The following is a 25,079-nucleotide window of genomic DNA, read 5'->3' as shown; positions in this document are numbered from 1 at the left end:
CTTTGCTTTCGTTTTAGGCCAAATTCAGACCGTGCAGCACGAGATCGATGATCTTGATCCCGATAAACGGCACGATCACCCCGCCGATGCCATAGAGCAGCACGTTGCGCGTCAACAGCCGGTCCGCGCTCATCGCACGGTATTTGACGCCCTTCATCGCGATCGGGATCAGCAGCGGGATAATGATCGCATTGAAAATGAGCGCCGATAGAATAGCCGACTTCGGCGAAGCCAGGTCCATGATATTGAGCGATTGCAGCTGCGGCATCGCGATAATGAACATCGCCGGAATGATGGCGAAATATTTCGCGATGTCGTTGGAGATCGAGAACGTCGTCAGCGCGCCGCGGGTAATGAGCAGCTGCTTGCCGATGGATACGACGGACAGCAGCTTCGTCGGATCGGAATCGAGATCGATCATGTTGGCCGCTTCCTTCGCCGCCATCGTGCCGGAGTTCATCGCCAAGCCTACATCGGCCTGCGCCAGCGCCGGCGCATCGTTCGTGCCGTCGCCCGTCATCGCGACGAGCTTGCCCTCTTGCTGCTCTCTGCGAATGGCGGCGATCTTGTCTTCCGGCTTCGCTTCCGCGATGAAATCGTCCACGCCGGCTTCCAGCGCGATCGTCGCGGCCGTCAGCGGATTGTCGCCCGTGCACATGATGGTCTTGATGCCCATGCCACGCATTTCCGCGAACCGTTCCTTCAGCCCCGGCTTCACGGTATCCTTCAAATAGATGACCCCATAAATCCGGTCGCCGATCGAGACTGCCAGCGGCGTGCCGCCTGCCTTCGCGATCCGGTTCGAGATGTCGTCCAATCCGCCCGGCACGCTGCCGCCCTGCGCCACGATAAACTTCTTCATGGCGTCGACGGCACCCTTGCGAATCTTCGTGCCATCCGCCAAATCGAGGCCCGACATCCGCGTCTCTGCCGTGAATTCGACCGGCTCGGCAGCCTCGTCGACAGGATTGCCAGGCACGCCGCCCATCTTGAGCGCCAGCTCCACGATGGAACGGCCTTCCGGCGTTTCGTCCTTCAGGGAAGCCCGCAGCGCCGCTTCCGTCATTTCCTGCGCCGTCACGCCGCTGACCGGCGTGAACTCGGACGCCATCCGGTTGCCGTACGTAATCGTCCCCGTCTTATCGAGGATCAAGGTATCGATGTCGCCGGCGGCTTCGACCGCCTTACCCGACATGGCCAGCACGTTGAACTGCGTGACGCGGTCCATGCCGGCAATCCCGATCGCGGACAACAGTCCGCCGATCGTGGTCGGAATGAGGCAGACGAGCAAGGCGATCAGCGTCGCGATATCGAGCTTCACATTCAAGTAGTCCGCCATCGGCACCATCGTGACGATAACGATCAGGAAGATCATGGTCAGAACGGCGAGCAATGTCGTCAGCGCGATCTCGTTCGGCGTCTTCTGCCTCTTGGCTCCTTCGACGAGCGCGATCATCCGGTCCAGGAACGACTCCCCGGGATCCGTCATGACCTTCACCATAATAAAATCCGATGCCACCCGCGTACCGCCCGTGACGGACGAGAAGTCGCCGCCGGCTTCCTTGATGACCGGCGCGGATTCGCCCGTGATCGCCGATTCGTCGATGGAGGCAAGTCCTTGGATGATCTCGCCGTCGGTCGGGATAATCTCCCCGGTATCGACGCGGACGACGTCCCCTTTGCGCAGCTGCGTGGAGGAGACCTGCTTCAGCGACCCGTCCTTCTGAACCAGCTTCGCCGTGGTGTCCGACTTGGTCTTGCGCAGCGTATCCGCCTGCGCCTTGCCCCGCCCTTCCGCCAGCGCCTCGGCGAAGTTGGCGAACAAGACGGTGAACAGCAGGATGAAGAACACCGCAATATTGTAGCCGCGGCCCTCGCCGGAAGCGGCGAAGAGATCCGGCTTGATCGAGAGCAGCAGCGTAATCAGCGTGCCGACTTCCACGATGAACATGACCGGGTTCTTGATCATGACCGCGGGGTTCAATTTCTTGAACGCGTCGACGGCCGCTTGAAAGACGATTTCCTTTGAATAGGTTTTTTTGCTTGCAGCCATAATGATCCTCCCTTTGAAAGCTAAAAGCACGGTAGAAAAGGTTGACCTGCGGTCGGTATGGTTCTCCAATCGCTGTTGTAGTTCTGATTTCCTCGATTAAATAAGTGAGTAGAGGTAGAAATCAGACTACAAAGGCGAGCACTTCGTTTTTCCGAACTCATACCGACTCTCCGGTCACTGTTTCACCTAAACTTAGATCTTTTTTATTCCGTCTCCAACATTATTTCGGCATTGCCAGATGCTCCGCGATCGGTCCGAGCGCGAGCGACGGGAAGAACGTCAGCGCCCCGATGACGAGGATGATGACAAGCAGGATGCCCGAGAACAACGGCGTGTTCGTCCGCAGCGTTCCCGTCGTGACCGGCACGACGCGTTTGACGGCCAGCGAGCCCGCGATCGCGATCATGGCGATGATCGATACGTAACGGCCGAGCAGCATGACGACGCCGATGCCGATGTTGTAGAAGTCCGTGTTCGCGCTCAGTCCGCCAAACGCCGAACCGTTATTGGCTGCGCCGGACGCGAAGGCGTACAGTACTTCGGATAGGCCGTGCATGCCGCCGTTGGCGATCGACGACTGGGCGTTCGGACTGAGGAACGCGATGGCCGTCGGGGCCAAAATGATAAGCGGATGGATCAGCAGGGCGATGGAAGCGAGCTTCACTTCCTTGCCTTCGATTTTCTTGCCCAGGAATTCCGGCGTCCGACCGACCATCAGGCCGCATATAAAGATCGCGAGAATGAGATACAGTAGACCATTGAGCAATCCGACGCCTTTGCCGCCGAACACGTTGTTCAGCATCATTTCCGCCAGTGCCGTGAATCCGCCGAGCGGCGTCAGCGATTCGTGCATGTTATTGACGCTGCCCGTCGTGGCCGCCGTCGTTACGGTGGTGAACAACGCCGACTCCGAGATGCCGAAGCGCACTTCCTTGCCTTCCATGTTGCCGTGAACGCCCATGGCATCCAACGCGCCGACGCCTTTGTATTCGGAGACGAATACCGTCACCAGCATGACCAGGAAAATCGCGCTCATGGCGCCGAACAGGACCCAGCCCTGTTTCTTGTTCTTGATCATCAGACCGAATGCATAGATCAGCGCCGTAGGCAGCAGCATCATGCACAGGATATGAACCAAGTTCGCGAGCGCCGTCGGATTCTCGAACGGATGCGCCGCATTCGTGCCCATCCAGCCGCCGCCGTTCGTGCCAAGATGTTTAATGGACTCGAACGAGGCGATGAGACCCCGCGTAATCGTCTGTTCTCCTCCGTCCAGCGTCGAAGCGTGAACGGCGCCGAGCACCGTCTGCGGCACGCCCTGGAACACGAGGAACAACGCGACGAGAAAGCCGAGCGGAAGAAATACGCGGGTAATCGCCCGGGTTACATCGACATAGAAGTTGCCGAGCTCGTCCTTCCGGCCTGCCAAGCCGCGAATGAAGGCGATGGCGACCGCGAATCCCGTTGCCGCCGACGTAAACATTGGAAACGTAATGGCGAGCAGTTGGGAGAGATACGACAAACCGTTTTCTCCGCTGTACGACTGCCAGTTCGTATTCGTCATGAACGAAACGGCCGTATTGAACGCCTGGCCAGCGGGCATGTTGCCGATACCGTCGGGGTTCATCGGCAGATAGCTTTGCAGCCGCAGAACTAGGTAACATAATATCAGCATGACGAAGTTGGACAGCAGCACCGCGCCTAAGTAGCCGCGCCACCCCATGGACTCGCCTTCGCGAACGCCCATGATCCGGTAGAGCAATCGCTCGACTGGGCCGAATACCCGGTCAAGTCTTGTTTTTTCCAGTGAAAACACGTTGACGAGATATGTGCCCACCGGTTTGACCAGCAGCATGATGATCGCCAGCGTAATGGCGACTTGCAGGAATCCCATACCCATATCCAAATTTCCTCCTCATTATCGAAGCAGCCGTCGAAGGCTTAAAACTTTTCCGGCTTCACCAATACGAAACCGAGATAAACCAATAGTGCGATGGCAATGATGCCCATTGCGATCATGGCGTTTCCTCCTAAACCGTTTTTGTGCGCTCGGCGTTCACGCTCTTTCGCAAAATTTCCTGAACCCCCAAAACAATCCGAACACGACCGCCACCAAGACAATCATCGTAAAATCGTTCACCATCCGCACGATCTCCTTCTTTTGCTTTTTTACACTTGTTAGGTTTTCCCAATACAAGTTTTATTACTCTACTCCATTAGAAAAGCGATGCTTCCAGTCGTGGAATGCGCGATCCGGTCGGCACCGAGACTCTTGTAGATCAGCCTGCCGTTCATATGGCTCGTAATGACGGATACCGGTTGGCTGCTCCATGCGCGCACCATACGCAGGTACCGGCAACACAACGATATACTGCTTTCGAACAGAAACGCCTGACCTACGGGAAAGCCCGGCGCTGTCCATGTATCCGAATCGATCGTGTTGACGAGCAGGATCTTTCGGACGCCGAGCTTGGCCAATTGCTGCCGCTCGGCGATGCTGTTCGTGACGGCCGCAAACGGCACGCCCTTCACAAGCAGCTGCTTGATGAACTGTTCGCCCGCTTTCGTGAAAGAGGCGGCAACGATCATCGTCGGCGACGGATTCGTATCGGCATCATGTTGTTCGTTCACGTCCTTTTCCCTGCCTTTCGCTCTATCACACAGTCATCTTAATCCCATTTCCCATAAATTCGTGGTAAAGAGATGTCCGGAAAGGCGTAAAAAAAACGTAAAAATTCGTAAACATTTATCTATCGACCTGATGAGCAATTAAAAAATGACGTAGGCCTCGGCATGCTGGAAGCAATAGGACGAATCTCGAAAGCACTCGGCCAGCGCTATTCTTGCGCCCGAATCGACGCCCGGCGGGCGAGTCAATGCGCGGATCGCCGTCATGACCGCCGCCGTCCGCTCATCGCCCCAAGCTTCATGCTTCAAGAGCGTGGTTTGCAGGGCATCGCACAGCGTAAGGCCCTTGATCCGCTGAAAAGCGCAAGCCCACTGCACGAAGTCTCCCTTCAAATGGATCTCGTGGAATGCGCCGGCGCCGGATTCACCGTCCACCGTGCTCATAATCAGAATGCCGCAGCATTCGCCGCAGTCGTATCCGGGAGGGAGCAGCTGCGATGCCTCTCGGTCAAACCGGAAGCATTCCAACCTCGCGATTCTCGTCGTATCCAAACGTTCTTTCATCCACGCGCTCGTCTGTACCGCATACATGCACATTCACTCCTTTGTGGGATTACAAAAGAAACCGGAAGGAAGCGCAATCCTCTCTCCCGGCTTCGAACGGACGCCAAACTGACGTCGTGCTGATTCAAAGCTAGTGAAAATCTGGTGAAAGAAACAACAGGAATGGCATTCGGCATTGGAAGGAATGGCTGCCATTCATTTGTTGATACTAATCGTAGGTCCGGCCGCGAAAATTGTAAAAAGGCTTTCCGCTTCGCATGGCAGGCTTCCCGGCGAAAATAAGCGATGAAACCGCTGAGATCCGATTGATTTGCGGACAACCTTGCCAATTGCTTCGTCATGCTTCAGTTATCGCGTTCGCGAATCGCGGGCTTCGATCAAAGCCGAGTAGTTCTATTGAATTTCATACCTTAAAAGATTACAGTAAAAGGAAGTAACCGTCCCCCTTCTCGCAATGCCATAAACCTAATCCGCAAGGAGGAATTTGCATGAGCACCAATCCAGTAAAAGCCTTATTCGAGCCGTTCCGTTCCGAGAAGCTGTCGCTCGACAACCGCATCGTCATGGCGCCGATGACCCGCGGCTTCTCGCCCGGCGGGGTCCCGAGCGAAGACGTGGCCGCTTACTATAAGCGCCGTGCCGAGAACGGCGTAGGTCTGATCGTTACGGAAGGTACGCTGATTAACCATCCTGCCGCGGGCGCGAGCACGAGATGGCCGCATTTCTACGGCGCGAATGCGCTGAACGGCTGGTCCGGGGTCGTCAAAGCCGTCCATGAGGCAGGCGGCAAAATCATGCCGCAGCTGTGGCATCTCGGCATCACCCGCAAGCCGGGCACCGGCGCGCATCCGGATGCGCCGTCCGTCGGCCCTTCCGGCTTGAACCTGGCCGGCGAGCAGGTTGGCGAGCCGCTGTCCGAAGCGGAGATCGCCGATCTGATCGCGGCCTACGCACAGGCGGCAGCCGACGCCAAGCAGCTCGGCTTCGACGGCATCGAGCTCCACGGCGCGCACGGCTACCTGATCGACCAGTTCTTCTGGGGCGTAACGAATACGCGGACGGACCGCTTCGGCGGAGGGCTCGTGAAGCGCACGCGCTTCGCTGCCGAGGTCGTCGAAGCGTGCCGGCGCGCCGTTGGACCGGATTTCCCGATCATGCTCCGTTTCTCGCAGTGGAAGGACGGCGCATACGACGCCAGGCTCGCGAAGGATGCCGACGAGCTGGCCTTGTTCCTGCAGCCGCTCGTCGACGCGGGCGTCGATGTCTTTCATTGCTCCACGCGCCGCTTCTGGGAGCAAGCCTTCGATGACGGGGTCGACCTGAATCTGGCGGCGTGGACGAAGAAGCTGACGGGCAAACCGACCATCACCGTCGGCTCGGTCGGCCTGGATCTCGAGTTCACGCGCTTCTTCAAGGAGAAGAAAGGCGCCGAAGCCGTAGGGATCGAAGACTTGCTGGAGCGGCTTGATCGGGGCGAATTCGACCTCGTGGCCATCGGCCGCGCGCTCCTCGGCGATCCTACGTGGGCGGCTAAAATCAGGGAAGGCCGCGAGAGCGAACTGCTTCCCTTCTCGCCGGAGGCTGCGCAAACGTTGTATTGATGGCTTGTTGACTTGATGGGCGAACGACAAAAAGGGCAAAACGAGAAATGGCAGAACGTCAAAACGGCAAACGACAAAAGGACAAACGACAAAAGAGCAAAACGACAAGACGACAAGACGACAAAAAAAGCTGTTCCCGGTGATAAACCGGGGACAGCTTTTTTTAGAGAAAGACATTATAGTTCATAGCCAAAGCTGCTTTTCTGCAGCTTTCGGCGCTCGGCTGGGTCGATTCGAACGATAAAGCTGCTATTTTGCAGCTTTCGGCACTCGGCTGGGCCGATTCGAATGAGAAAGCTGCTGTTCTGCAGCTTTCGGCACTCGGCTGGGCCGATTTGAACGATAAAGCTGCTATTTTGCAGCTTTCGGCACTCGGCTGGGCCGATTCGAATGAGAAAGCTGCTGTTCTGCAGCTTTCGGCGCTCGGCTGAGCCGATTCGAACGACAAAGCTGCTGTTCTGCAGCTTTCGGCGCTCGGCTGAGCCGATTCGAACGACAAAGCTGCTGTTCTGCAGCTTTCAACGCTCGGCTGGGCCGATTCGAATGAGAAAGCTGCTATTCTGCAGCTTTCGGCGCTCGGCTGAGCCGATTCGAACGAGAAAGCTGCTGTTTTGCAGCTTTGGGCGCTCGGTTGAGCCGATTCGAAGGAGAAAGCTGCTGTTCTGCAGCTTTCGGCGCTCGGCGGGGCCACGTTAGATGGAAAGCTCCGATAACCGGAGCAGCATCAAGCTAGGCAAGACATGCGCAGGCTTACTTTTTTACCGAAAACTTGTCCATCAGATCGCCCGCGGTGACCGCGATATGCTCGAATGCGGCGTCGAGCTCCTTGACGCTCTCGGAGTGATGGGACATATCCCCTTTGATCTGCGCGATGTCGCTCGCGATTTCCTTCAGTCGCAGCTGGATCATGCCGAGCTGTTCGCGGATGTTTTTGGAGGCGTCGCGGCTTTGACCCGACATGCGGCGAATTTCGTTCGCCACGACCGAGAAGCCCCGGCCGTATTCGCCTGCGTGCGCAGCCTCGATCGAGGCGTTAAGCCCGAGCAAATTCGATGTGTCCGCCAGCTCCTGCACGACGCCGATAATGGCCTGCACGCCGTCGATATCGCGGTTTAACGTCTCGGACTTGCCGGATAGCGCGTCCATCTCCACGTTGATTTTGTCGAAGGCCGAGGTGATTTGGCTCGAGGTTGCCGTCATTTGCTCCACGGACGCAGCGAGCCCCTCCGAGGAACCGCGAATCATATCCATTTTGTGGCTCATCATCGCCGACGTCAGCACGCCGACGATTTCCCCTTCGAACCACAGCGGCGCAGCCGTGCCGATATACGAAACGCCGAACGCCTCCGGGCCGCGCTCCTCGCGGAATTCCCTTCCGTGCACGAACGCCTTCTCCGTAATCGTATGGGCCAGCGCAGAGCGCGGCGTGCCGACCGGAATTTCGACCGGAACGTCCGTCGTTTTCCGATAGGCGCGCACCTGCTCCGCGTCCATCAGAACCAGCCCCGCCTCTTCCGGAAAGATGCTTAACAACGTGTCCATCATGTTTATTACCGATTGCAAATACGCCTCTTTATCCATTGCCATGCCGCGTCCGCTCCTCTACGTAGATGCTCGTGTTGAATGCTCTATTTCTTATTTCGGTTTTTTGGCGGCCAATGATGTGCTTTGCGCAAATATTTTTTGCGGCGGCTTCGGGCATCTCCGTGACGGCCTTCAACATCCGCCGTGATTCCCGTACGGTATGGACGACGGGTTGGACGCACAGATACATATTCGGCATTTTCAGAGGTGTACGGATCGCTGTTTTTTTGGTTCAATCAGTATTGAACATCATTCGATCGGAGGTTAAAAGCATGAGACTTGGAGGACCGATCATGGAGAAGGCGGCTGACCCGCAGGAATGGGTCGCCGCCCATCGGCGCGAGGGATATACCGCGGCTTACAGCCCGGAATTAAAACTCGGAAAGAGCGACGAAATCGCCGCCTATCGGAAAGCCGCGGCGGATGCGGATATCGTCATCGCCGAGGTCGGCGCATGGAGCAATCCCATCAGCCCGGACGAAGAAGGCCGGCGGAACGCCATCCGCTACTGCCAGGAAAGACTGGCGTTGGCCGAGGAAATCGGCGCGCGCTGCTGCGTCAACATCGCGGGCTCCCGCGGCGTCAAGTGGGACGGGCCGCATCCGGCTAACCTGTCGGACGACACCTTCGCGCTGATCGTCGATACGGTGCGCGAGATCATCGACGCCGTTCGGCCGGCAACCACCTTTTACACGCTCGAAACGATGCCCTGGGTATTCCCGGACACCGCGGACAACTACCTGAACCTCATTGAAGCCATCGACCGGCCCGGCTTCGCCGTGCATCTCGATCCGGTCAATCTCATTACGAGCCCTCGGGATTATTACGGTAACGCCGATATTATCCGCGACAGCTTCCGCAAGCTTGGACCGTACATCAAGAGCTGCCATGCCAAAGACCTCGAGCTGAGCGACGAGCTGACCGTCCATCTCGGCGAGCGCCGTCCGGGTCTCGGGGGCATCGATTACCGGACGTATCTGTCCGAGCTGGGAAAGCTGGACAAGAACATCCCGCTGATGCTGGAGCATCTGCCAACCGCCGAGGAATACAAGCTGGCCGCGGCTTATGTGAGATCGTTGCAAGCTGAGCTGGAGGGGCGCTAGACGCCGGTGCGACAGACAAAGAGAGCCATGAACACCCTGCGGGGCATTCATGGCTCTCAAGATGTTAAGAGCATCAAAAATCGCGATCTCTGCTGGGTTGCTGATTGCAATGCAAGCAAAGATAGTCATGCTAGCGAAAAACCTAAACACCTCTCTACAGCTAACGGTTGCACGAATGACTAATCTGCTTGAAATGCCCATTTTATACAGTTAAAGTTTGTCAGGATGCTTATTCAGCGATTTTCCCGTGCAAATCAGCTCCTATGCGCCCACTAACGTCTGTCATAACCTTTAGAGTTTTTTCAGCTGTATTTGAGGTGGATTAGCAACGCTGACAACCGTTAGGTGTCAGTCCGCATTCACGTTGAATGATCGGCAGCTTCCGCCGCTTGCTGAGCTCCCATAAATGCCACAGTTTCTCTACATCCTGAGAGCCATGACCGCCCGGCGGGCAATCATGGCTCTCTTTGCTCTTTGCTCTTGCTCTTTTGCTCTTACCATTTGCTCTTTGCTCTTTGCTCTTTGCTCTATGCTATTGCTCTTTGCTCTTTGCTCTTTGCTCTATGCTATTGCTCTTTGCTGTTTGCTATTGCACTATTGTCCGAACGATTTATTCGCTTCGTTCTGCGCAGCCGCGAATCCGCCGACCTGGTTCCAAGACGAGCCGAATGGCGAGTAGCCGCCGCGGTATGGCAGCGTCATCACGCCGGCATCGCAGCGGACGATGCCCTTCTTGCTGCCGCAGATGAGCATCCCCGTGTCGTCGAACAGCATGTCGGCCAGCTGATAGGCGTCGCCCGCACGGTACGAGAATACGATTCCCCGGCGCGGCTTGCCGGAAGCATTGGCATCCGAGCCGTGAAGCGTCAAGCCGTGATGGATGCTGATACCGCCGCTCTTCGGCGTAATGTAGACGATGTCGTCGGGATTCTCCGGCTGCTCCCAATACTGCCGCTCCTGGCACTCCGCCACGAAGCGGCCGTTCACCAGATGATTCAGCAGCCCTAGCCGGTGGCTGCCCTTCACCATTTGCATGCAGCCGTTCTCCGGCGTCGCATCGTCAAGCATGATCATCACCGACAGCAGGTCGGTATTCGTATGGGGGTAGAACGCGATATCCTGATGCCACGCGAAGATGCCGAGCCCTTTCGTCGGCGGCTTCGTCGCCAGCTTGGAATGCTGCAGCTCGATATCTTCCCCGAGCAAAGGCTTCAGCTTGGCGACGATCGCCGGATGCTTCGCGAGCTTCAAAAACGCCGGATGGAGCGCCGTAATGCCGAGCGCGTGCACCGTCTTCGTCTCGTAATCCTTTTGCGACCGCAATCCCACGATCTGCGGCTCCTCGCAGGCGAGGCGCAGCTCCTCGACCTCCTCCGCGGTAAGAATATCGTCAAAAACGAGGAAGCCGTCCTCTCCGTATTGCTTGATTTCCTGTTCGGTCAACCCCTGCTCGATCCCACTGGTCATCATTTATCACTCCCGCGCTTGATTGAATACCCTACCCTTTCATCATAAAGGTGACAAGGTAGCGCCGCTATAATAGACTGGGTATAAAATATCAGAATTCCGGGAAAGGCCGTGTTTGCTTATGAACGGAAAACTAGACTTTTTCTTGTACCGCAGCCATGAGGCGGGCACCTATGTGGATTTTCACAAGCACAGCTGCTTCGAGCTCGTATATTATGTTTCGGGGTCCGGCGCGATGAACCTCGGCGGATACACGCTTTCTTACCGGCCCGGCACGATGACGCTGACACGCCCCAACTATATGCACGACGAGCGGCATGACGAGACGACAGAGGTCGTCTTCTTCGGCTTCCTCTACGACGACTTCCCCGTGCAGCTGCAGAACGGTCTTATCCCGGACACCGAGGACCAGGCGATCCTCGCTCTCATGCTAACCATGAAGGAAGAACTCCTCGGGCAAAAAGCCCATTACGCGCCGCGCGTCAATTTGCTGCTGAACGAGGTCATCCTGCTGCTCGGGCGACAGTCCGAAGCCGCGTCCGTGCAGGACGATCACCGGCCGGAACGGCTTTTCTACGCCAGGCGCTACATCGATGAGAATTTCACGCAGCCCGTGCAGCTTCGTACGCTTGCGGAACTGTCCGGCTACAGCGAGGATCATTTTCGCCAATTGTTCAAGGAGCAGACCGGACTGCCGCCGGGCCAATATATTCTGCACAAACGGCTGCACGCTGCCAAAGATCTGCTGCTCAATTCGGCGATTCCGATCAGCACGGTCGGCGTGGATTGCGGCTTCTCCACGACGTCGCAGTTCATCGAGCTGTTCAAACGCGCCTTCGGCGTCACGCCCCTTCAATTCCGCAAATCGCGCTGAACCGATCAAGGGGGAACACTCACACGGTCACAGAACGTATATTTGGTTGCGAATAGGAAAAAACGGGTATGAGAGAATGCAGAGCAACATAGCAGTCCATTGAATGGAGGTCTCATCTACCCATGACCAAATCGAATGAACGACAAGGAAGCGTACATGGCAAAGTCGCCGTTATTACAGGTGCGGGCTCCGGTATCGGACGTGCCGCAGCGCTGCGGCTGGCGGAAGAAGGCGCGCGCATCGCACTCGTCGACGTGAAGGAAGAGCGGGTGGCGGACGTCCGGAAACGGATCATAGATGCGGGCGGCGATGCCATCGCCATAGAAGCCGATATATCGAAGCCGGAGGATATCGAGAGCGCGATCCAAGAGGCAGCGGGCAAATGGGAACGGCTGGACATCGTGTTCGCCAATGCGGGCGTCAACGGCACGCTGGCTCCGATCGAGACGATGACGCCCGAGGATTGGGATACGACGCTCGACATCAATCTGAAGGGTACCTTCCTGACCGTCAAATACGCCATTCCGTTCCTGAAGAAAAAAGGCGGCAGCATCGTCATTACGAGTTCGATCAACGGTAACCGCGTGTTCTCGAATTTCGGCTTCAGCGCCTACAGCACGTCCAAGGCGGGACAGGTTGCTTTTATGCAAATGGCAGCTCTGGAGCTGGGGCAATACGGCATTCGCGTCAACGCGATCTGCCCCGGCGCAATCAAGACGCATATCGACCAAAATACGCATCCGACGCCGGAGCTGGAGGAGATCCGAATTCCGGTCGAATTTCCGGAAGGCGATCATCCGCTCGGTGACGGCCCAGGCCGCGCCTCCCAGGTCGGCGACCTCGTCCTGTTCCTGGCGTCCGACGCGTCGAGCCACATTACCGGCACTCCGATCTTCATCGACGGGGCGGAATCGCTTCTGCACGGGTGAGGCGTGGAGCATGCACGAGGCACGGAGAATGCACGAAAAACAAGGAGGAGAAGGCCTTTGCCTTCTCCTCCTTGTTGTGCCGTTTTGCGCAAAGTGGCGCACAGTGCGCTGCAACGGCAGCAATGCTGGCTTTTAGTTATTCGCCGCAAAATCACGGTTTTAAAATTGTAACGAACCTCACAATCGTTATTCGACGATTATGATCACCTAAGCGGCCCCATCGGGCTAAATAGCGATGCTGAGTTTCCTTAGCTTACTGGAAACAGCGTATTACGGGCAATAAGGACACTCAGGTTCGTTAGCCAGGTTGAACGAGTCTGAATCTGGAGTGGAGACTGGTGGATAACCGGGGTTCCAGCGATGTAGTGCACCAGGTGCACCTCTTTGCTCGCATCACTCAGGTTCCCGGCGATGTAGAGCACCTGGTGCACCTCTTTGCTCGAATCGGCCAGGTTCCCGGCTATGTAGAGCACCTGGTGCACCTCTTTGCTCGAATCGGCCAGGTTTTCGGCGATGTAGTGCACCTGGTGCACCTCTTTGCTCGAATCGGCCAGGTTTTCGGCGATGTAGTGCAGCGGGTGCACCTCTTTGCCCGCATCGCGTACAGACACGCAAAAAAACCTTCCCGCCACAATTGGCCGGAAGGTTTTTTTACGTGTGCGCGCCGCGCGCCATCAGGCGCCATTACCGCGCCTAGCCGCGCCGCCGCTACAGGGTCGACTGCGTCCGCTCCGGCTCGATGCCGTAGCGCTTCAGTACCCGCTTCACCGCATCGAATTGAATCGGCTTCGCGAGGAAATCCGCCATTCCCGCTTCCAGGCAGCGCTCTCTGTCGCTTGGCAGCACGTTCGCCGTCATCGCGACGACGATCGGCGCTCTGCCCGGCGGCGCCGAAGCGAGCACGCGCCGCGTCGCCTCGAGCCCATCCATGACAGGCATTCGCATATCCATAAGTATGAGATCATAATTGCGATTAAAAGCCAGATCGACGGCATCGCTACCGTTGCCGGCGACATCGGCGGAGATGCCCAGCTTATCCAGCAGCGACAGCGTCAGCTTCTGATTGATTTCATTATCGTCGGCGACGAGCACGGCGGCGCCGCCCGCTCTGTCCGCGGTCGTCTTGAACGGCTGCGCCTGAGCCGAAGCCTGCCAGTGCTCGAATGGTTCGACGGCCGAGCCCGGACCCGGGAGCTCGGCTTCATACAGGGCACCGAAGGATTCCCCTGCCATGGCGGCAAAACTGCCCTCTTCCGCAGACGGATCATGCTGCGACGCCGGCCACGCTTGCAGCTGCACGGTGAAACGGAACGTCGTGCCCACGCCCGGGGCGGAGCTAACGCTGATGGAGCCGCCCATCAGCTCGACGAGATTTTTGCAAATGGCAAGGCCGAGGCCCGTGCCTTCGTACTGCCGCGTAAGCGACGTATCGACCTGCGAGAACGGATGGAACAGCAGCGGCAGCTTATCTTCCGCGATGCCGACGCCGGAATCGGCTACGATGAATTCGATCAGCACCGACTGCCCGTGGACCGCGATCATTTTCGAGGCGACGGTAATGGAGCCTTCCGACGTGAATTTGAAGGCGTTGCCGACCAGATTGACCAGCACCTGACGCAGCTTGATTTCATCCCCTACCAGCAGCTCCGGCATGGAAGGATCGGCTTCATACGTAAGCGCCAGCCGGCTTTGCCGCGACTTGGCCGTGAACAGGTCGAACGTTTCCGCGATCAGCAGCGGAAGCTTGAACGGCAGCTGCTCGACCTCCAGCTTGCCGGATTCGATCTTCGCATAATCCAAAATATCGTTGATGACCGACAGCAGCGCCTCGCCGCTCTTCCTGATGATGTCCGCGTATTCGCGCTGCGCGCCGTCGAGCTCCGTATCGAGCAGCAGGCCCGTCATGCCGAGCACGCCGTTCATCGGCGTACGAATCTCGTGACTGACCATCGTCAGGAAATTCGTCTTCGCCCGCGCGGCGATCTCCGCCGTATCCTTCGCCGCCATCAGCTCCTGCTCGAACCGGGTTCGCTCGGTCACGTCTACGACAGTGCAGGCGTATACCCGCTCCTCGTCGATGGTCGCGACGCCGATCTGGATCTCCGCCGGGAAACGGCTGCCGTCCTTGCGGATCGGATCCAGCTGCCTGCGTTCGCCGGACAGGGCAGCGCAAACGGCTGCGCCGCTCTCGAACGGAATGTCAGCCGATGCTTCAACACCCCGCGAATGGAGCCGTTCGCCGGGCTCCGAAGGTTGGCCGCCTTGACCCGGCTGCAGCCGAGTCCCTGCTTTATCGTGCTCAGCCTTCGCGCCTCCTTCGGGCGTCCGGTACGCTCCGCCCTCGAAGCATGGGATGAGCATCGTGACCGGGTGTCCCAGCACCTCGTCCTCGCGATAGCCGAACATCGCCTTGATCGCAGGGTTCACCGTCAGAATGATGCCGTCCTCGTCGAAGGTCATCATCGTATCCATGCTCGTCTCTTGGATCGCGCGCGTAAGCGCCTGCGTCTTCGTCAGCTGATAAGTCGTCATCATGAGCTCGCGATTGCTCCGCTCGAGCTCCATCGTCTGCCGTTGCAGCAATTCGGCTTGCAGCTGCAGCGTCTTGTTGCCGACGTACAGCCGTACGAAGCCTTCGATCTTGGCTTTGAGAATTTGCGGCACGAACGGCTTCAGCATGTAATCGATCGCGCCGGCCTCGTAGCCGGTGAAGAAATGCTCCGCGTCCTTGCTTGTCGCCGAGATGAAGATGATCGGCGTCTCCTGCGTCTTTTTGCGCGACTTGATCAGTCTCGCCGTCTCGAAGCCGTCCATCTCGGGCATCTGCACGTCCAGCAGAATGACGGCAAACTCATCCTTCAGCAGGCAGCGCAGCGCCTCCGCGCCGGATAAGCATTTGACGAGATTGCAGTTCAAGTCTCCCAGCACTGCTTCCAGCGCTAATAAATTGTCCGGGTGGTCATCCACCAGCAATATGTTAACCGGTCCATCATAAGCGATCATAACTGCCCCTTCACCTTCCCCTTGCATGGATACCGCTTGGCGCTGCCTGCTTCATGTCTCTACTCTCTCGATTGCGCGTGACAACCCAGCATCGCAAGCCTTCCCGGTCATGATTTGATTTTACGGTACAGCCTGCTGTGCGCATCCAGTTCCTCGTAAGCACTGGCATGCTGCGTGAAATTGATCGATTCCTTCGTACCCAAGGCCAAGATCCCGAAGGTGCTGAGACTGTCGAAGAGCAGCCCATGCACGTGGTTCTGAAGCTCCTTGTTGAAATATATCATGACGTTGCGGCAAAATATGACGTTGAATTCGTTAAACGAGCGATCCGTCACGAGATTATGCTGCGCGAATACGATATTGCTCTTCAATTCGCTCTGGAACAGCACGGAATCGTACTTGGCCGTATAGTAGTTGCTGAACGATTCCTTGCCGCCCGCCTCGATATAATTGCGCGTGAAGATTTGCATCCTCTCCAGCGGGAACACGCCCTCGCGCGCCGTCTCCAGCACGCGTTCGTTCATGTCCGTCGCGTAGATGCGCGTCTTGTCGTACAAGCCTTCTTCCTTCAGCAGGATGGCCATGGAATAGACTTCTTCGCCCGTCGAGCAGCCCGCATGCCAGATTCGGATGAACGGATACGTTCGAAGCAAGGGCACGACCCGCTCGCGGAAAGCCTTGAACACTTCCGGATCGCGGAACATCTCCGTCACGTGAATCGTCAGATCGGCAAGCAGCCGGTTCATGACCGTCCGGTCATGCAGCACCCGCTCCGTCAAGGAGGTAATCGTCGGGAGCCGCTCCGCATTCACCCGATGCCAGATACGCCGGCGGATGGAAGAGAACGCGTAATTGCGAAAATCATAGCCGTACAGCTGATATAGCCCTTCGAGCAAGAGATTGATCTCCACCTGCTCCCGCTCGCTGGCTTTGTTTTGTTCGTTGTCGTCCTGCATCATGATGGTCTCTTCTCTCTTCAGTTCGTCATGTACGTCTTGCATGTCGTTATTGATATAACCACACCCTCATCAAGGACATCAGCTGATCGATATTCACCGGCTTCGCGATATAGTCGGAAGCGCCGGCTTCGATGCATTTGTCGCGGTCTTCTTTCATCGCTTTGGCCGTAATGGCGATCATCGGCAGCCGTTCGAAGTCCGCCATCGCGCGGATATGCCGCATCGTCTCGTAGCCGTCCATCTCCGGCATCATCATGTCCATGAGAATGAGCTGCGTCTCCGGATGCTCCTGCAGCATCTCCAGCGCTTCGCGCCCGTTCTCGGCAAAATGAATGTTCATCTTATAACCTTCCAAGGCGCTCGACAGCGCGAAAACGTTCCGGATATCGTCATCGACGATCATGATCGTCTTATCTTCGAAAATCGTCTCCACGCTGTGCAGCTTCCGCAGCACGCTTCGCTTCGCCTCCGGCAAATCCGCCACGACCCGGTGCAGGAACAACGTGGTCTCGTCGAGCAGTCGTTCCGGCGACTTGACGTCCTTGATGATGATCGTGCCGGCGTATTTCTTCAGCTGGATTTCTTCCTTCTTGTCGAGATCGCGTCCGGTATAAATAATAATCGGCAGCTCGCGCAGCTTCTCGCTCCGGCGAATGTTGTCCAGCAAATCGAAGCCGGAAATGTCCGGCAGTCCAAGGTCGAGCACCATGCAGTCGTAATGCTGCTCCGCAAGCTCGCGCAGCGCTTCCGCCCCGGAAGGCACGGCCTTCACGATGACGTCCTCGTCGCCGACCAGCTCGATGATGCCGGTCCGCTGAGCGGCGTCGTCCTCCACGACCAGCACGTATTTGAGATCGCGCGCGAGGAAGGATTCGATCTGCAGGAACAGCTGATCCAGCCGTTCTTTCCCGGCCGGCTTGCGCAAGTACGCGATCGCGCCCATGGACAATCCCTGCTGCACTTCTTCCATAACCGAGATTACATGCACCGGGATATGACGCGTATCGGCATCGTGCTTCAGATGATGCAGCACCGACCAGCCGTCCATGACCGGCAGCATAATATCGAGCAGGATCGCATCCGGCTTATATTGTCTCGCATCGTTCAGGCCGGTATCTCCTTGCACCGCTACGATGCCCTTGAAGCCGCGCGACCGCGCCATATCCAGCAGCACGCGGGCGAACGGGCCGTCATCCTCGATAATGAGGACGACGCGATCCTCCGGCCCGATCGCGTTGCGGTCGTCTTCGATCGTAATGGCCGCGTGGGCCGGAGCGGCCTCCAACCTGCTCTCGCGATGGGCCAGACCCGGAGCGGCTTCCGCCTTGCTAGCCCGGGCTGCCTGGCTTCCAGGCTGGGCCAGCATCGCGGCCTCGACGGCCTGCTCGCCGAGTCCGGCGTTGCCATCCGCGTACGCCGCGCTGCTGCCAGCCGCGGGCGATACGTAATATTCAGGCAGATACAGCGTAAACGTGCTGCCTTCGCCTTCGTTGCTCTCCAGCTCGATCGTTCCGCCGAGCAGACCCGCCAGCTCGCGGCTGATCGCAAGGCCGAGGCCCGTGCCGCCATAGATGCGGCTTGTCGTGCCGTCGACCTGCTGGAACGCTTCGAATACGAGCTGCTGCTTCTCTGCCGCGATGCCGATGCCGGTATCGCGTACCTCGAAGGCGATCATCCGCCCGCCGTCCGCCGACGACACCGTTGCTTCCTCAGGCCGCGCGTTCCGGATGGACAGGCTGACCGTACCCTGATGCGTAAACTTGATGGCGTTAGACAGCAGGTTCTTGAGTATCTGCTTGACGCGGTGGCTGTCGGAATACAGCCCTTCCGGCATATCCTTATCGATCGTCAGCTCGAAAGCGAGACCTTTCTGCTGGCTCATCGGCCCGAAGCTCCGGCGCAGCGTCTGCGTCAGGTCGGCGAGCTTCACATGCTCCGTCACTACGCTCATTTTGCCCGCGCCGATCTTCGATAAATCCAAGATTTCGTCAATCAGCTTAAGCAGGTCGCTGCCCGAAGAATGAATCGTCGTCGCGAACTCGATCTGCTTGCCGTTCAGATTGCCTTCCTTATTATCCATGAGCATCTGGGACAGAATAAGGAGACTGTTGAGCGGCGTGCGCAGCTCATGCGACATATTGGCGAGAAACTCGGATTTGTACTTGGATGAGAGCGCCAGCTGCACGGTTTGCCGTTCCAGCGCCGTCTTCGTCCGCTCGACCTGCTCGTTCTTCTGCTCGGTCTGGCGCATCTGCTGCTCCAGCAAATGCGTCTTCTTCAGCAGCTCCTCGTTCGTCTGCTCCAGTTCCTCCTGCTGGCTCTGCAGCAGCTCCTCGGATTGCTTGAGCGAACGCGTCTGCTCCTCCAGCTGATCGTTGGAGCGGCGCAGGTCTTCCTGCTGCGACACAAGCTCCTCGGATTGTACCTGGAGCTCTTCGCCAAGCGCCTGCGATTCGCGCAGCAGCTCCTCGATCCGCAGCCGGCCGAACAGGTTGTTCAGCAGGATGCCGAGTCCTTCCGACAGCTCGTGCAGCAGCTCGCGCTCCCTGCCGCCGATCGGCTTCAGCGAAGCCAGCTCGATGACGCCCAGGGTTCTGTTCTGGTATGCGACCGGCAGGAGCAGCAGCGTGTGCGGCGGCGCCTCTCCCGTTCCGGAACGAATCCGGATATACGAGGACGGCAGCTCCGTCAGCTCGATCGGCTCCGCGCTGCGGGCGCACTGTCCGACGAGCCCTTCGCCCATGCGGAACAGCTGCTCGAATGCGGCTTCGCCCTGCGGCGCATAAGCGCCATAGAGCCGAAGCTTGTTATCCTCGCCGAGCCCTTCCCGGATATACAAGCCGCCGTAGACGGCACCGACGATCGGCACGAGGCGCTCGATGAACGCGCTGCCCAGCTGCCGCAGCTCCATCACGTCCTGCATGGCGACCGTTGAGGAAGCAAAGTTGGACTTGACCCAAGCTTCGTCCTCGATCTTCTTGTTGTAGGACTGCTCGATGGCCGTCTTCCGCTCCAGATCGTCGGCAAGCGAGAAGAACGCCTTCGCCACGGCCCCGAACTCATCGCCGGTCTCCGCCCTTTTGCGCAGGCCGGGATCGCTGATCCCGCGGGCATAAGCGCCGATCATGTCGGACAGCCGGTTCAGGCTTCGCGTCACGCCGGCAATGTTCCACAGCATCGTGCCGATGCCGATCAGCATGCCGAGGACCATCGTCGTCACCATGACCATCCGCGTGCTGCGATTGGCGTCGATGGCTGCTTTGACTGCCTCGTCGGTGGCATGGCGGTGGAAGGCGGTCAGATCGTCAATCAGATTGACCGTGTCCTCCTGCGCCTTCAGGCCCGTCTGCTGCCGCAGGGCGATTGCCGCTTCGCCGCGCCCTTCCGAGATGAGCTGCTTCACCTTGCTCGTATAATCAAAATAAGCGCTAAAGCTTCGGCCGAGCTCGTTCAGCGTCGCCCGCTCCGTGTCGTTGGACGATAGCCGTTTCAGCTCGTCGTAGAAGCGTTGGGCATTCTTCGGTTCTTCCGTCAGGAGTTCATCGTTCTTGGCCAGATTCTCGGCCGTCGGCACGGTCAATACGTTCGCCAGCCCTTTGGCCGTACTGTTGACGGAGCCGCGCATGTCGTAGGCTACCATCAGTTTCTGGTAGCGGTTGGTATACACCTCGTCAAGCTTGCCGCTCAATACCGAGCTGTTGTTCAGGCTGACGATGGAAATGAACACCAGTACGAGCATCAAGATAATGAAGCTGAGCGTCAGTTTTGTCTTTGTTTTCATGTTATGGTTCCCACGCATGATTTCCCCTTTGTTTGTCTCTTTGTATAAATGGCACTCGTTCGATTATCGAAACGTGCGAACAGGCCGCGCGTCCTAGAGGACGGCGACCTTTTCGCACCAGTCATTTTCAATGGTGAATGATTGGTAGTGCAAGGCATTAGTGGACGTTGGTAATAACGAGTACACGACCGCGATCAAGCTCCTCTTCGTAACGTTCCGCTTCCATGTCTGACAAGCCGATCGACGTCAACTTGGACCGAATCTCATCGCCCCGAGACTTAAACACATTCGCCATCGCGGTGAACATGCCTTCTTCCTTCATGCCGATTTCATTGGCATCCGCCGCCTCGGACAACGACTTCGTCTGATTGCTGTCATGTGCAAGGACGAAAATATTTTCCTGCCTGTATCCACGCCGGTTCAGCTCTTGAACGGTATGCAGCGCATCCATCGCCGTCGGTACAATTTGAACGCTCGGTTTCATCTGTTGCATGGTAATCCCTCCGCTTTTCAAATGGATTTGCCAGGTTAGGCTACTTAGGGTTTACCCTGGCGGGAGCGGAATGAAACAAGCCGGAGCGGATAAGCCCGGGTTTCAGCGGTACTTTAGGCGCAGATCTCCTATGACGAAAACCCTCAGATTCAGGCGCATCTCTGCCCGTGTAAATGACAAATAGGCCGCCAGACGGCAGCGCCCTCATTATAGCAGATAAGCAAAAGGAGCTGGAGCGGATGTTTCAGGAATGTTTTCACCACTCTCCCCGCAGCAATTGGGCCTACGCCTACGACATGGATACGATTCATCTGCGCGTGCAGACGAAACGCGACGACGTGGAGGAAGCAACGGCCATTACGGGCGACAAATACGATTGGGGCAGCTTTAATGAAGAAGTTCCGATGCTGAAGATCGCGACGGACCATTTCTTCGATTATTGGGAAGCCGAAGTGAAACCGAAATACAAGCGCTTCTCTTATATCTTCCGCCTGCGGCAGGGCGAGGAGACCGTGTATTTGACCGAAGGCGGCATATGCGGGGATCAGCCCCAGCCGGTTGCCGGTTATTACGAATTCCCCTATATTCACGAGATCGATCTGTTCATGGCGCCCGAATGGGCCAAATCGGCGGTGTTCTATCAAATCATGCCCGATCGTTTCGCCAACGGCGATCCGTCCATTAATCCGGAGGGCATGGCGGAATGGGGCACTACGCCAACCTGGGAAAGCTGCTACGGCGGCGATCTGCAGGGGATTCTCGACCATCTCGATCATCTGACCGATCTCGGAGTGACGGCGGTCTATCTGACGCCGATTTTCAAATCCCCTTCCAACCATAAGTACGATACCGTCGATTATATGAAGATCGACGAGCATTTCGGCGACAAGGATATGCTGAAGAAGCTCGTGCACGAATGCCACGAGCGCGGGATTCGCGTCGTGCTGGATGCGGTCTTCAATCATACGAGCGAGAATTTCCCGGCCTTCCAGGACGTACTGCGGAACGGCGAGAAGTCGGAATACGCGGACTGGTTCCACGTGCGGACGTTCCCCGCCGAGGTGAAGGACGGCATCGCGACGTACGATACGTTCGGCTTCTTCGGCCAGATGCCGAAGCTGAACACGGCGAATCCCAAGACGAAGAAATACTTGCTCGACGTCGCCGACTATTGGATCCGCGAGACGAATATCGACGGCTGGCGGCTCGACGTGGCCAACGAGGTCGACCATCACTTCTGGCGCGCGTTCCGTCAAGTCGTCAAGGCGGCGAAGCCGGACGCCTATATCGTCGGGGAAGTGTGGAACGACTCGCGTACTTGGCTGCTCGGCGACCAATTCGACTCCGTCATGAATTATCCGTTCGCCGACAAGGTACTGGGCTTCTTCGGCGACGGCATGATAGACGGCCGGACCTTCTCGGAAGGCATGAACAACCTGCTCATGCGCTACCCGCAAGGGACCAACGAGGTCATCTTTAATTTGCTGTCCAGCCACGACACCCCGCGCGTGCTGACGCGTTCCGGCGGCAACAAGCTGAAGCTGAAGCTTGCGGTCGTCTTCCTGATGACGTACATCGGGACGCCGTGCATTTTCTACGGCGACGAGATCGGGCTGCAGGGCGGGAACGATCCGGATTGCCGCGGCTGCATGATCTGGGACGAGGAGCGGCAGGATCGCGAGCTGTTCGACTTCTATAAGCTGCTCATCGGCTTGCGCAAGTCGCATCCCGCGCTGCTGAGCGGTCGTTTCCGCTTCCTGAAGGCCGACACGGACGATGCGCGCATCATCTATGAACGGCTGGGCGAGGGCGAGCATTTCACCGTATGGATGAATCCGACCGGCGATCGGACCGTGCTGGAGCATGCCATGGACACGAACGATTGGCATGACGCGCTGACGGGCGACCACGCGCCCGCCGAGGACGGCGTACAGAAGGTGGAGCTGGACCCATGGGGGTACCGGATCTTGCGTCGGGAGCTGTAGCACGGGAGCGCTGATCTTCCCGTAGAGAAGGGGATGTCCGAACGACACGGAGACACGTCGGGGGCATCCCCTTCTTGCCGCAACCCCATAAGCAGGACTTGACAGCCCTTCTTGCCTAGGTCGAACAATGGTTCAAAAACACTAATACACCCTGCGACTCTGTACCTGCAGCCGTGTCTTCCGCTTCGCCAACAGCGCGGCCCGTCCAATCGGTTAACGGCATGTCGAAAGGTTTTTACCCGCTGCAGAAGCGTAAAAAGTTAATAATACAGGGCATGCCACATATAATGAATCAGATGCAGTTCCAAGACTGCACTCGCAGCGTTCAAGGCTCAGGCATGGCGCCGGATACGGGCTTCTCACCGAAGCCGGCTCACGCTAGGAAACCGCATCCTTCCAGCGCGCGGAAGGAGGTGCTTTCGCTGGCGTCGTCAGGCTTCATTCCGCGCCGCCTGCCTTCCCGGACATGCGTCAGCCATGAAAACGGGTGGTGATATACCCGCCCTTTCGCCGTTTGAAGCGTACATTTTCCTGAGCAGGAGGAAATTTTTTTGGGCGTTTCATCCTATTTTGCCGCGTGTATATTTCTAATACAAACGGACTTCGGGGAGGAAACGAAATATGAATACGAATTCTTGTGTCGCAATGCTGCTTGCAGGTGGAGAAGGGCGCCGACTGGCGCCGCTAACGGAGTCCATGGCCAAACCGGCCGTGCCTTTTGGCGGAAACTGCCGCATCATTGACTACACACTCAGCAACTGCATCAACTCCGGGATCGGATCCATCGGGGTGTTGACGCAGTACATGGCGGATTCGCTTCATACGCATATCGGGGACGGTTCCTCTTGGCACACGAACGGACAAACGGCGGACATCACGCTGCTGCCTTCCAGCCGCGTCGGCGAGAACGGATATTTGGGAACGGCCGATGCGATCTATCAAAATATCGATTATATCGACTCGCAATCGCCTGAGCATGTGCTTATACTCTCCGGCGATCACATTTATCGGATGGATTACCGCAACATGCTGCAGGATCATGTCGCCTCCGGCGCGACAGCCACGATCGCCGTCAAACGCGTGCCTTGGCGCGATGCCAGCCGGTTCGGCATCATGACGGCCGACGAGCGGCGGGCGATCGTGAATTTTGTGGAAAAGCCGGCGAAGCCGCAGAGCAACCTGGCATCCATGGGCATTTATATTTTCAAATGGGCGCCGCTTCGCGAAGCGCTGCTGGCGGATCGCCTGAATTCGGCATCCAGCCATGATTTCGGCAAGGACATCATTCCCGGCATGCTGAAGACCGGAACTTCGATGCTGGCGCATGCATTCGACGGCTATTGGCGCGATGTCGGCACGGTGGAGAGCCTGTGGGAAGCCCATATGGACCTCATCGACGGCGAGTTGGACGACGCGGCAGGCACAAAAGCGAAGCCTTGGCCGATTCTATCCCGTTCGATGAGCAATCCGATGCGCTCCTACGTGTGTCCGAATGCGGACGTGCAAAGCTCCTACGTCCATCACGGCAGCTCGATTAAGGGCGATCTGGACCGCAGCGTCGTGTTCGGAGACGTGGCCGTCGAAGAAGGCGCCGATATCCGGGAGAGCATCCTCATGCCGGGCGCCCGCATCGGCAGAGGCGTTCGCTTGTCCCGCGTTATTATCGGCGAAGGCGCAGTCATCGAGGACGGCGCGGTCATCGGCAGCCTGAACGGCGATGTCACCGTCATCGCGCCGGGCGATTGCGTCGCCGCGCATCCGCGCTTCGTCGTCACGCCGGATCGGCTGCCGCAGTCGCTGTTCGATCGCGAAACGCCTGCGGTCGCGGCAGGTATCGCGCTGGAGAAGGCGTAAGCGAACGTTGGCCGAAGCTGACTTGCCTATAGGCAGGCTGGCTTCGGCTTTTTCGTTGTTTGTTCATGGGTGCACATGCAAATGCCCGAACGCGCGAGAGAATGTCTCTCGAACGCTCGGGCATTTGGCTTATTTATGGCGCTTTATGGCGCGGTATGGCGCTGGATCGCCGGCGGTTGGGATGCGATATCGGCGCCGGAG

The 25,079-nt window shown here is 57.7% G+C and carries 17 protein-coding genes and 2 pseudogenes; 6 read left to right on the top strand and 13 right to left on the bottom strand.

Annotation, left to right across the window (positions count from 1 at the left end; translation table 11 throughout):
• Positions 1–13: 13 nt before the first annotated feature.
• From kdpB to AC0YNU_RS23565, 5 genes are all read right to left on the bottom strand, one after another.
• Positions 14–2,053 carry a potassium-transporting ATPase subunit KdpB gene (gene kdpB / locus AC0YNU_RS23585; RefSeq protein WP_475761133.1) on the bottom strand — a complete coding sequence of 680 codons (2,040 nt, stop codon included), beginning with the start codon at positions 2,051–2,053 and terminating at the stop codon, positions 14–16.
• A 220-nt stretch (positions 2,054–2,273) separates the two neighbouring features.
• Entirely contained in the window at positions 2,274–3,947 is a 1,674-nt protein-coding gene (gene kdpA / locus AC0YNU_RS23580; protein WP_475761164.1) for a potassium-transporting ATPase subunit KdpA, read from the bottom strand.
• A gap of 47 nt (positions 3,948–3,994) precedes the next feature.
• A complete protein-coding gene (locus AC0YNU_RS23575) occupies positions 3,995–4,063 on the bottom strand; it encodes a potassium-transporting ATPase subunit F (RefSeq protein WP_420831483.1) in 69 nt (22 codons plus the stop codon).
• A 198-nt stretch (positions 4,064–4,261) separates the two neighbouring features.
• On the bottom strand, positions 4,262–4,684 hold the full coding sequence (locus AC0YNU_RS23570; RefSeq protein ID WP_475761132.1) for a hypothetical protein: 423 nt from the start codon (positions 4,682–4,684) through the stop codon (positions 4,262–4,264).
• 138 nt (positions 4,685–4,822) lie between these two features.
• Positions 4,823–5,272 carry a hypothetical protein gene (locus tag AC0YNU_RS23565; protein WP_475761131.1) on the bottom strand — a complete coding sequence of 150 codons (450 nt, stop codon included), beginning with the start codon at positions 5,270–5,272 and terminating at the stop codon, positions 4,823–4,825.
• A 461-nt stretch (positions 5,273–5,733) separates the two neighbouring features.
• Here AC0YNU_RS23565 and AC0YNU_RS23560 point away from each other — a divergent pair, with 461 nt between their 5' ends.
• On the top strand, positions 5,734–6,846 hold the full coding sequence (locus AC0YNU_RS23560; protein WP_475761130.1) for an NADH:flavin oxidoreductase: 1,113 nt from the start codon (positions 5,734–5,736) through the stop codon (positions 6,844–6,846).
• 750 nt (positions 6,847–7,596) lie between these two features.
• Here AC0YNU_RS23560 and AC0YNU_RS23555 read toward each other — a convergent pair.
• Entirely contained in the window at positions 7,597–8,433 is an 837-nt protein-coding gene (locus AC0YNU_RS23555) for a methyl-accepting chemotaxis protein (protein ID WP_475761129.1), read from the bottom strand.
• A 269-nt stretch (positions 8,434–8,702) separates the two neighbouring features.
• On the opposite strand from AC0YNU_RS23555, the gene AC0YNU_RS23550 reads away from it, so the two are divergent.
• Positions 8,703–9,533 carry a sugar phosphate isomerase/epimerase family protein gene (locus AC0YNU_RS23550; RefSeq protein WP_475761128.1) on the top strand — a complete coding sequence of 277 codons (831 nt, stop codon included), beginning with the start codon at positions 8,703–8,705 and terminating at the stop codon, positions 9,531–9,533.
• A 594-nt stretch (positions 9,534–10,127) separates the two neighbouring features.
• Here AC0YNU_RS23550 and AC0YNU_RS23545 read toward each other — a convergent pair.
• Complete coding sequence (locus AC0YNU_RS23545) at positions 10,128–11,003, bottom strand: phytanoyl-CoA dioxygenase family protein (protein ID WP_475761127.1); 876 nt, start codon at positions 11,001–11,003, stop codon at positions 10,128–10,130.
• Between the two features lie 118 nt (positions 11,004–11,121).
• On the opposite strand from AC0YNU_RS23545, the gene AC0YNU_RS23540 reads away from it, so the two are divergent.
• Together AC0YNU_RS23540 and AC0YNU_RS23535 are read left to right on the top strand one after the other, a co-directional pair.
• Positions 11,122–11,874, top strand: a complete 753-nt coding sequence (locus AC0YNU_RS23540; RefSeq protein ID WP_475761126.1) for an AraC family transcriptional regulator — start codon at positions 11,122–11,124, stop codon at positions 11,872–11,874.
• A gap of 122 nt (positions 11,875–11,996) precedes the next feature.
• Positions 11,997–12,803, top strand: a complete 807-nt coding sequence (locus tag AC0YNU_RS23535) for an SDR family oxidoreductase (protein WP_475761125.1) — start codon at positions 11,997–11,999, stop codon at positions 12,801–12,803.
• Between the two features lie 248 nt (positions 12,804–13,051).
• On the opposite strand, the gene AC0YNU_RS23530 is transcribed toward AC0YNU_RS23535, so the two are convergent.
• From AC0YNU_RS23530 to AC0YNU_RS23505, 6 genes and pseudogenes are all read right to left on the bottom strand, one after another.
• Positions 13,052–13,414: a hypothetical protein gene (locus AC0YNU_RS23530; protein ID WP_475761124.1), complete on the bottom strand. Its 363-nt coding sequence runs from the start codon at positions 13,412–13,414 to the stop codon at positions 13,052–13,054.
• Between the two features lie 97 nt (positions 13,415–13,511).
• Positions 13,512–14,762 (bottom strand): annotated as a pseudogene (locus AC0YNU_RS23525) (ATP-binding protein); the annotation flags it as partial.
• Between the two features lie 84 nt (positions 14,763–14,846).
• Positions 14,847–15,806: pseudogene (locus AC0YNU_RS23520) on the bottom strand (response regulator); the annotation flags it as partial.
• Between the two features lie 107 nt (positions 15,807–15,913).
• Positions 15,914–16,765, bottom strand: a complete 852-nt coding sequence (locus AC0YNU_RS23515) for a CheR family methyltransferase (protein WP_475761123.1) — start codon at positions 16,763–16,765, stop codon at positions 15,914–15,916.
• A gap of 46 nt (positions 16,766–16,811) precedes the next feature.
• Positions 16,812–20,546, bottom strand: a complete 3,735-nt coding sequence (locus AC0YNU_RS23510; protein ID WP_475761122.1) for a response regulator — start codon at positions 20,544–20,546, stop codon at positions 16,812–16,814.
• Positions 20,547–20,703: 157 nt separating this feature from the next.
• The gene (locus tag AC0YNU_RS23505; RefSeq protein WP_475761121.1) at positions 20,704–21,039 is read right to left on the bottom strand and encodes a YflT domain-containing protein; all 336 of its coding nucleotides are present in this window, start codon (positions 21,037–21,039) and stop codon (positions 20,704–20,706) included.
• A gap of 239 nt (positions 21,040–21,278) precedes the next feature.
• Between AC0YNU_RS23505 and AC0YNU_RS23500 the strand changes: the two genes are divergently transcribed.
• Entirely contained in the window at positions 21,279–23,024 is a 1,746-nt protein-coding gene (locus tag AC0YNU_RS23500) for an alpha-glycosidase (protein WP_475761120.1), read from the top strand.
• Positions 23,025–23,645: 621 nt separating this feature from the next.
• Positions 23,646–24,878 (top strand): sugar phosphate nucleotidyltransferase, encoded by a 1,233-nt coding sequence (locus tag AC0YNU_RS23495; RefSeq protein WP_475761119.1) that lies wholly within the window; start codon positions 23,646–23,648, stop codon positions 24,876–24,878.
• Positions 24,879–25,079: the final 201 nt, after the last annotated feature.

The organism is Paenibacillus sp. J31P316, from assembly GCF_056269105.1.
This window is presented reverse-complemented; position numbering and strand designations above follow the sequence as displayed.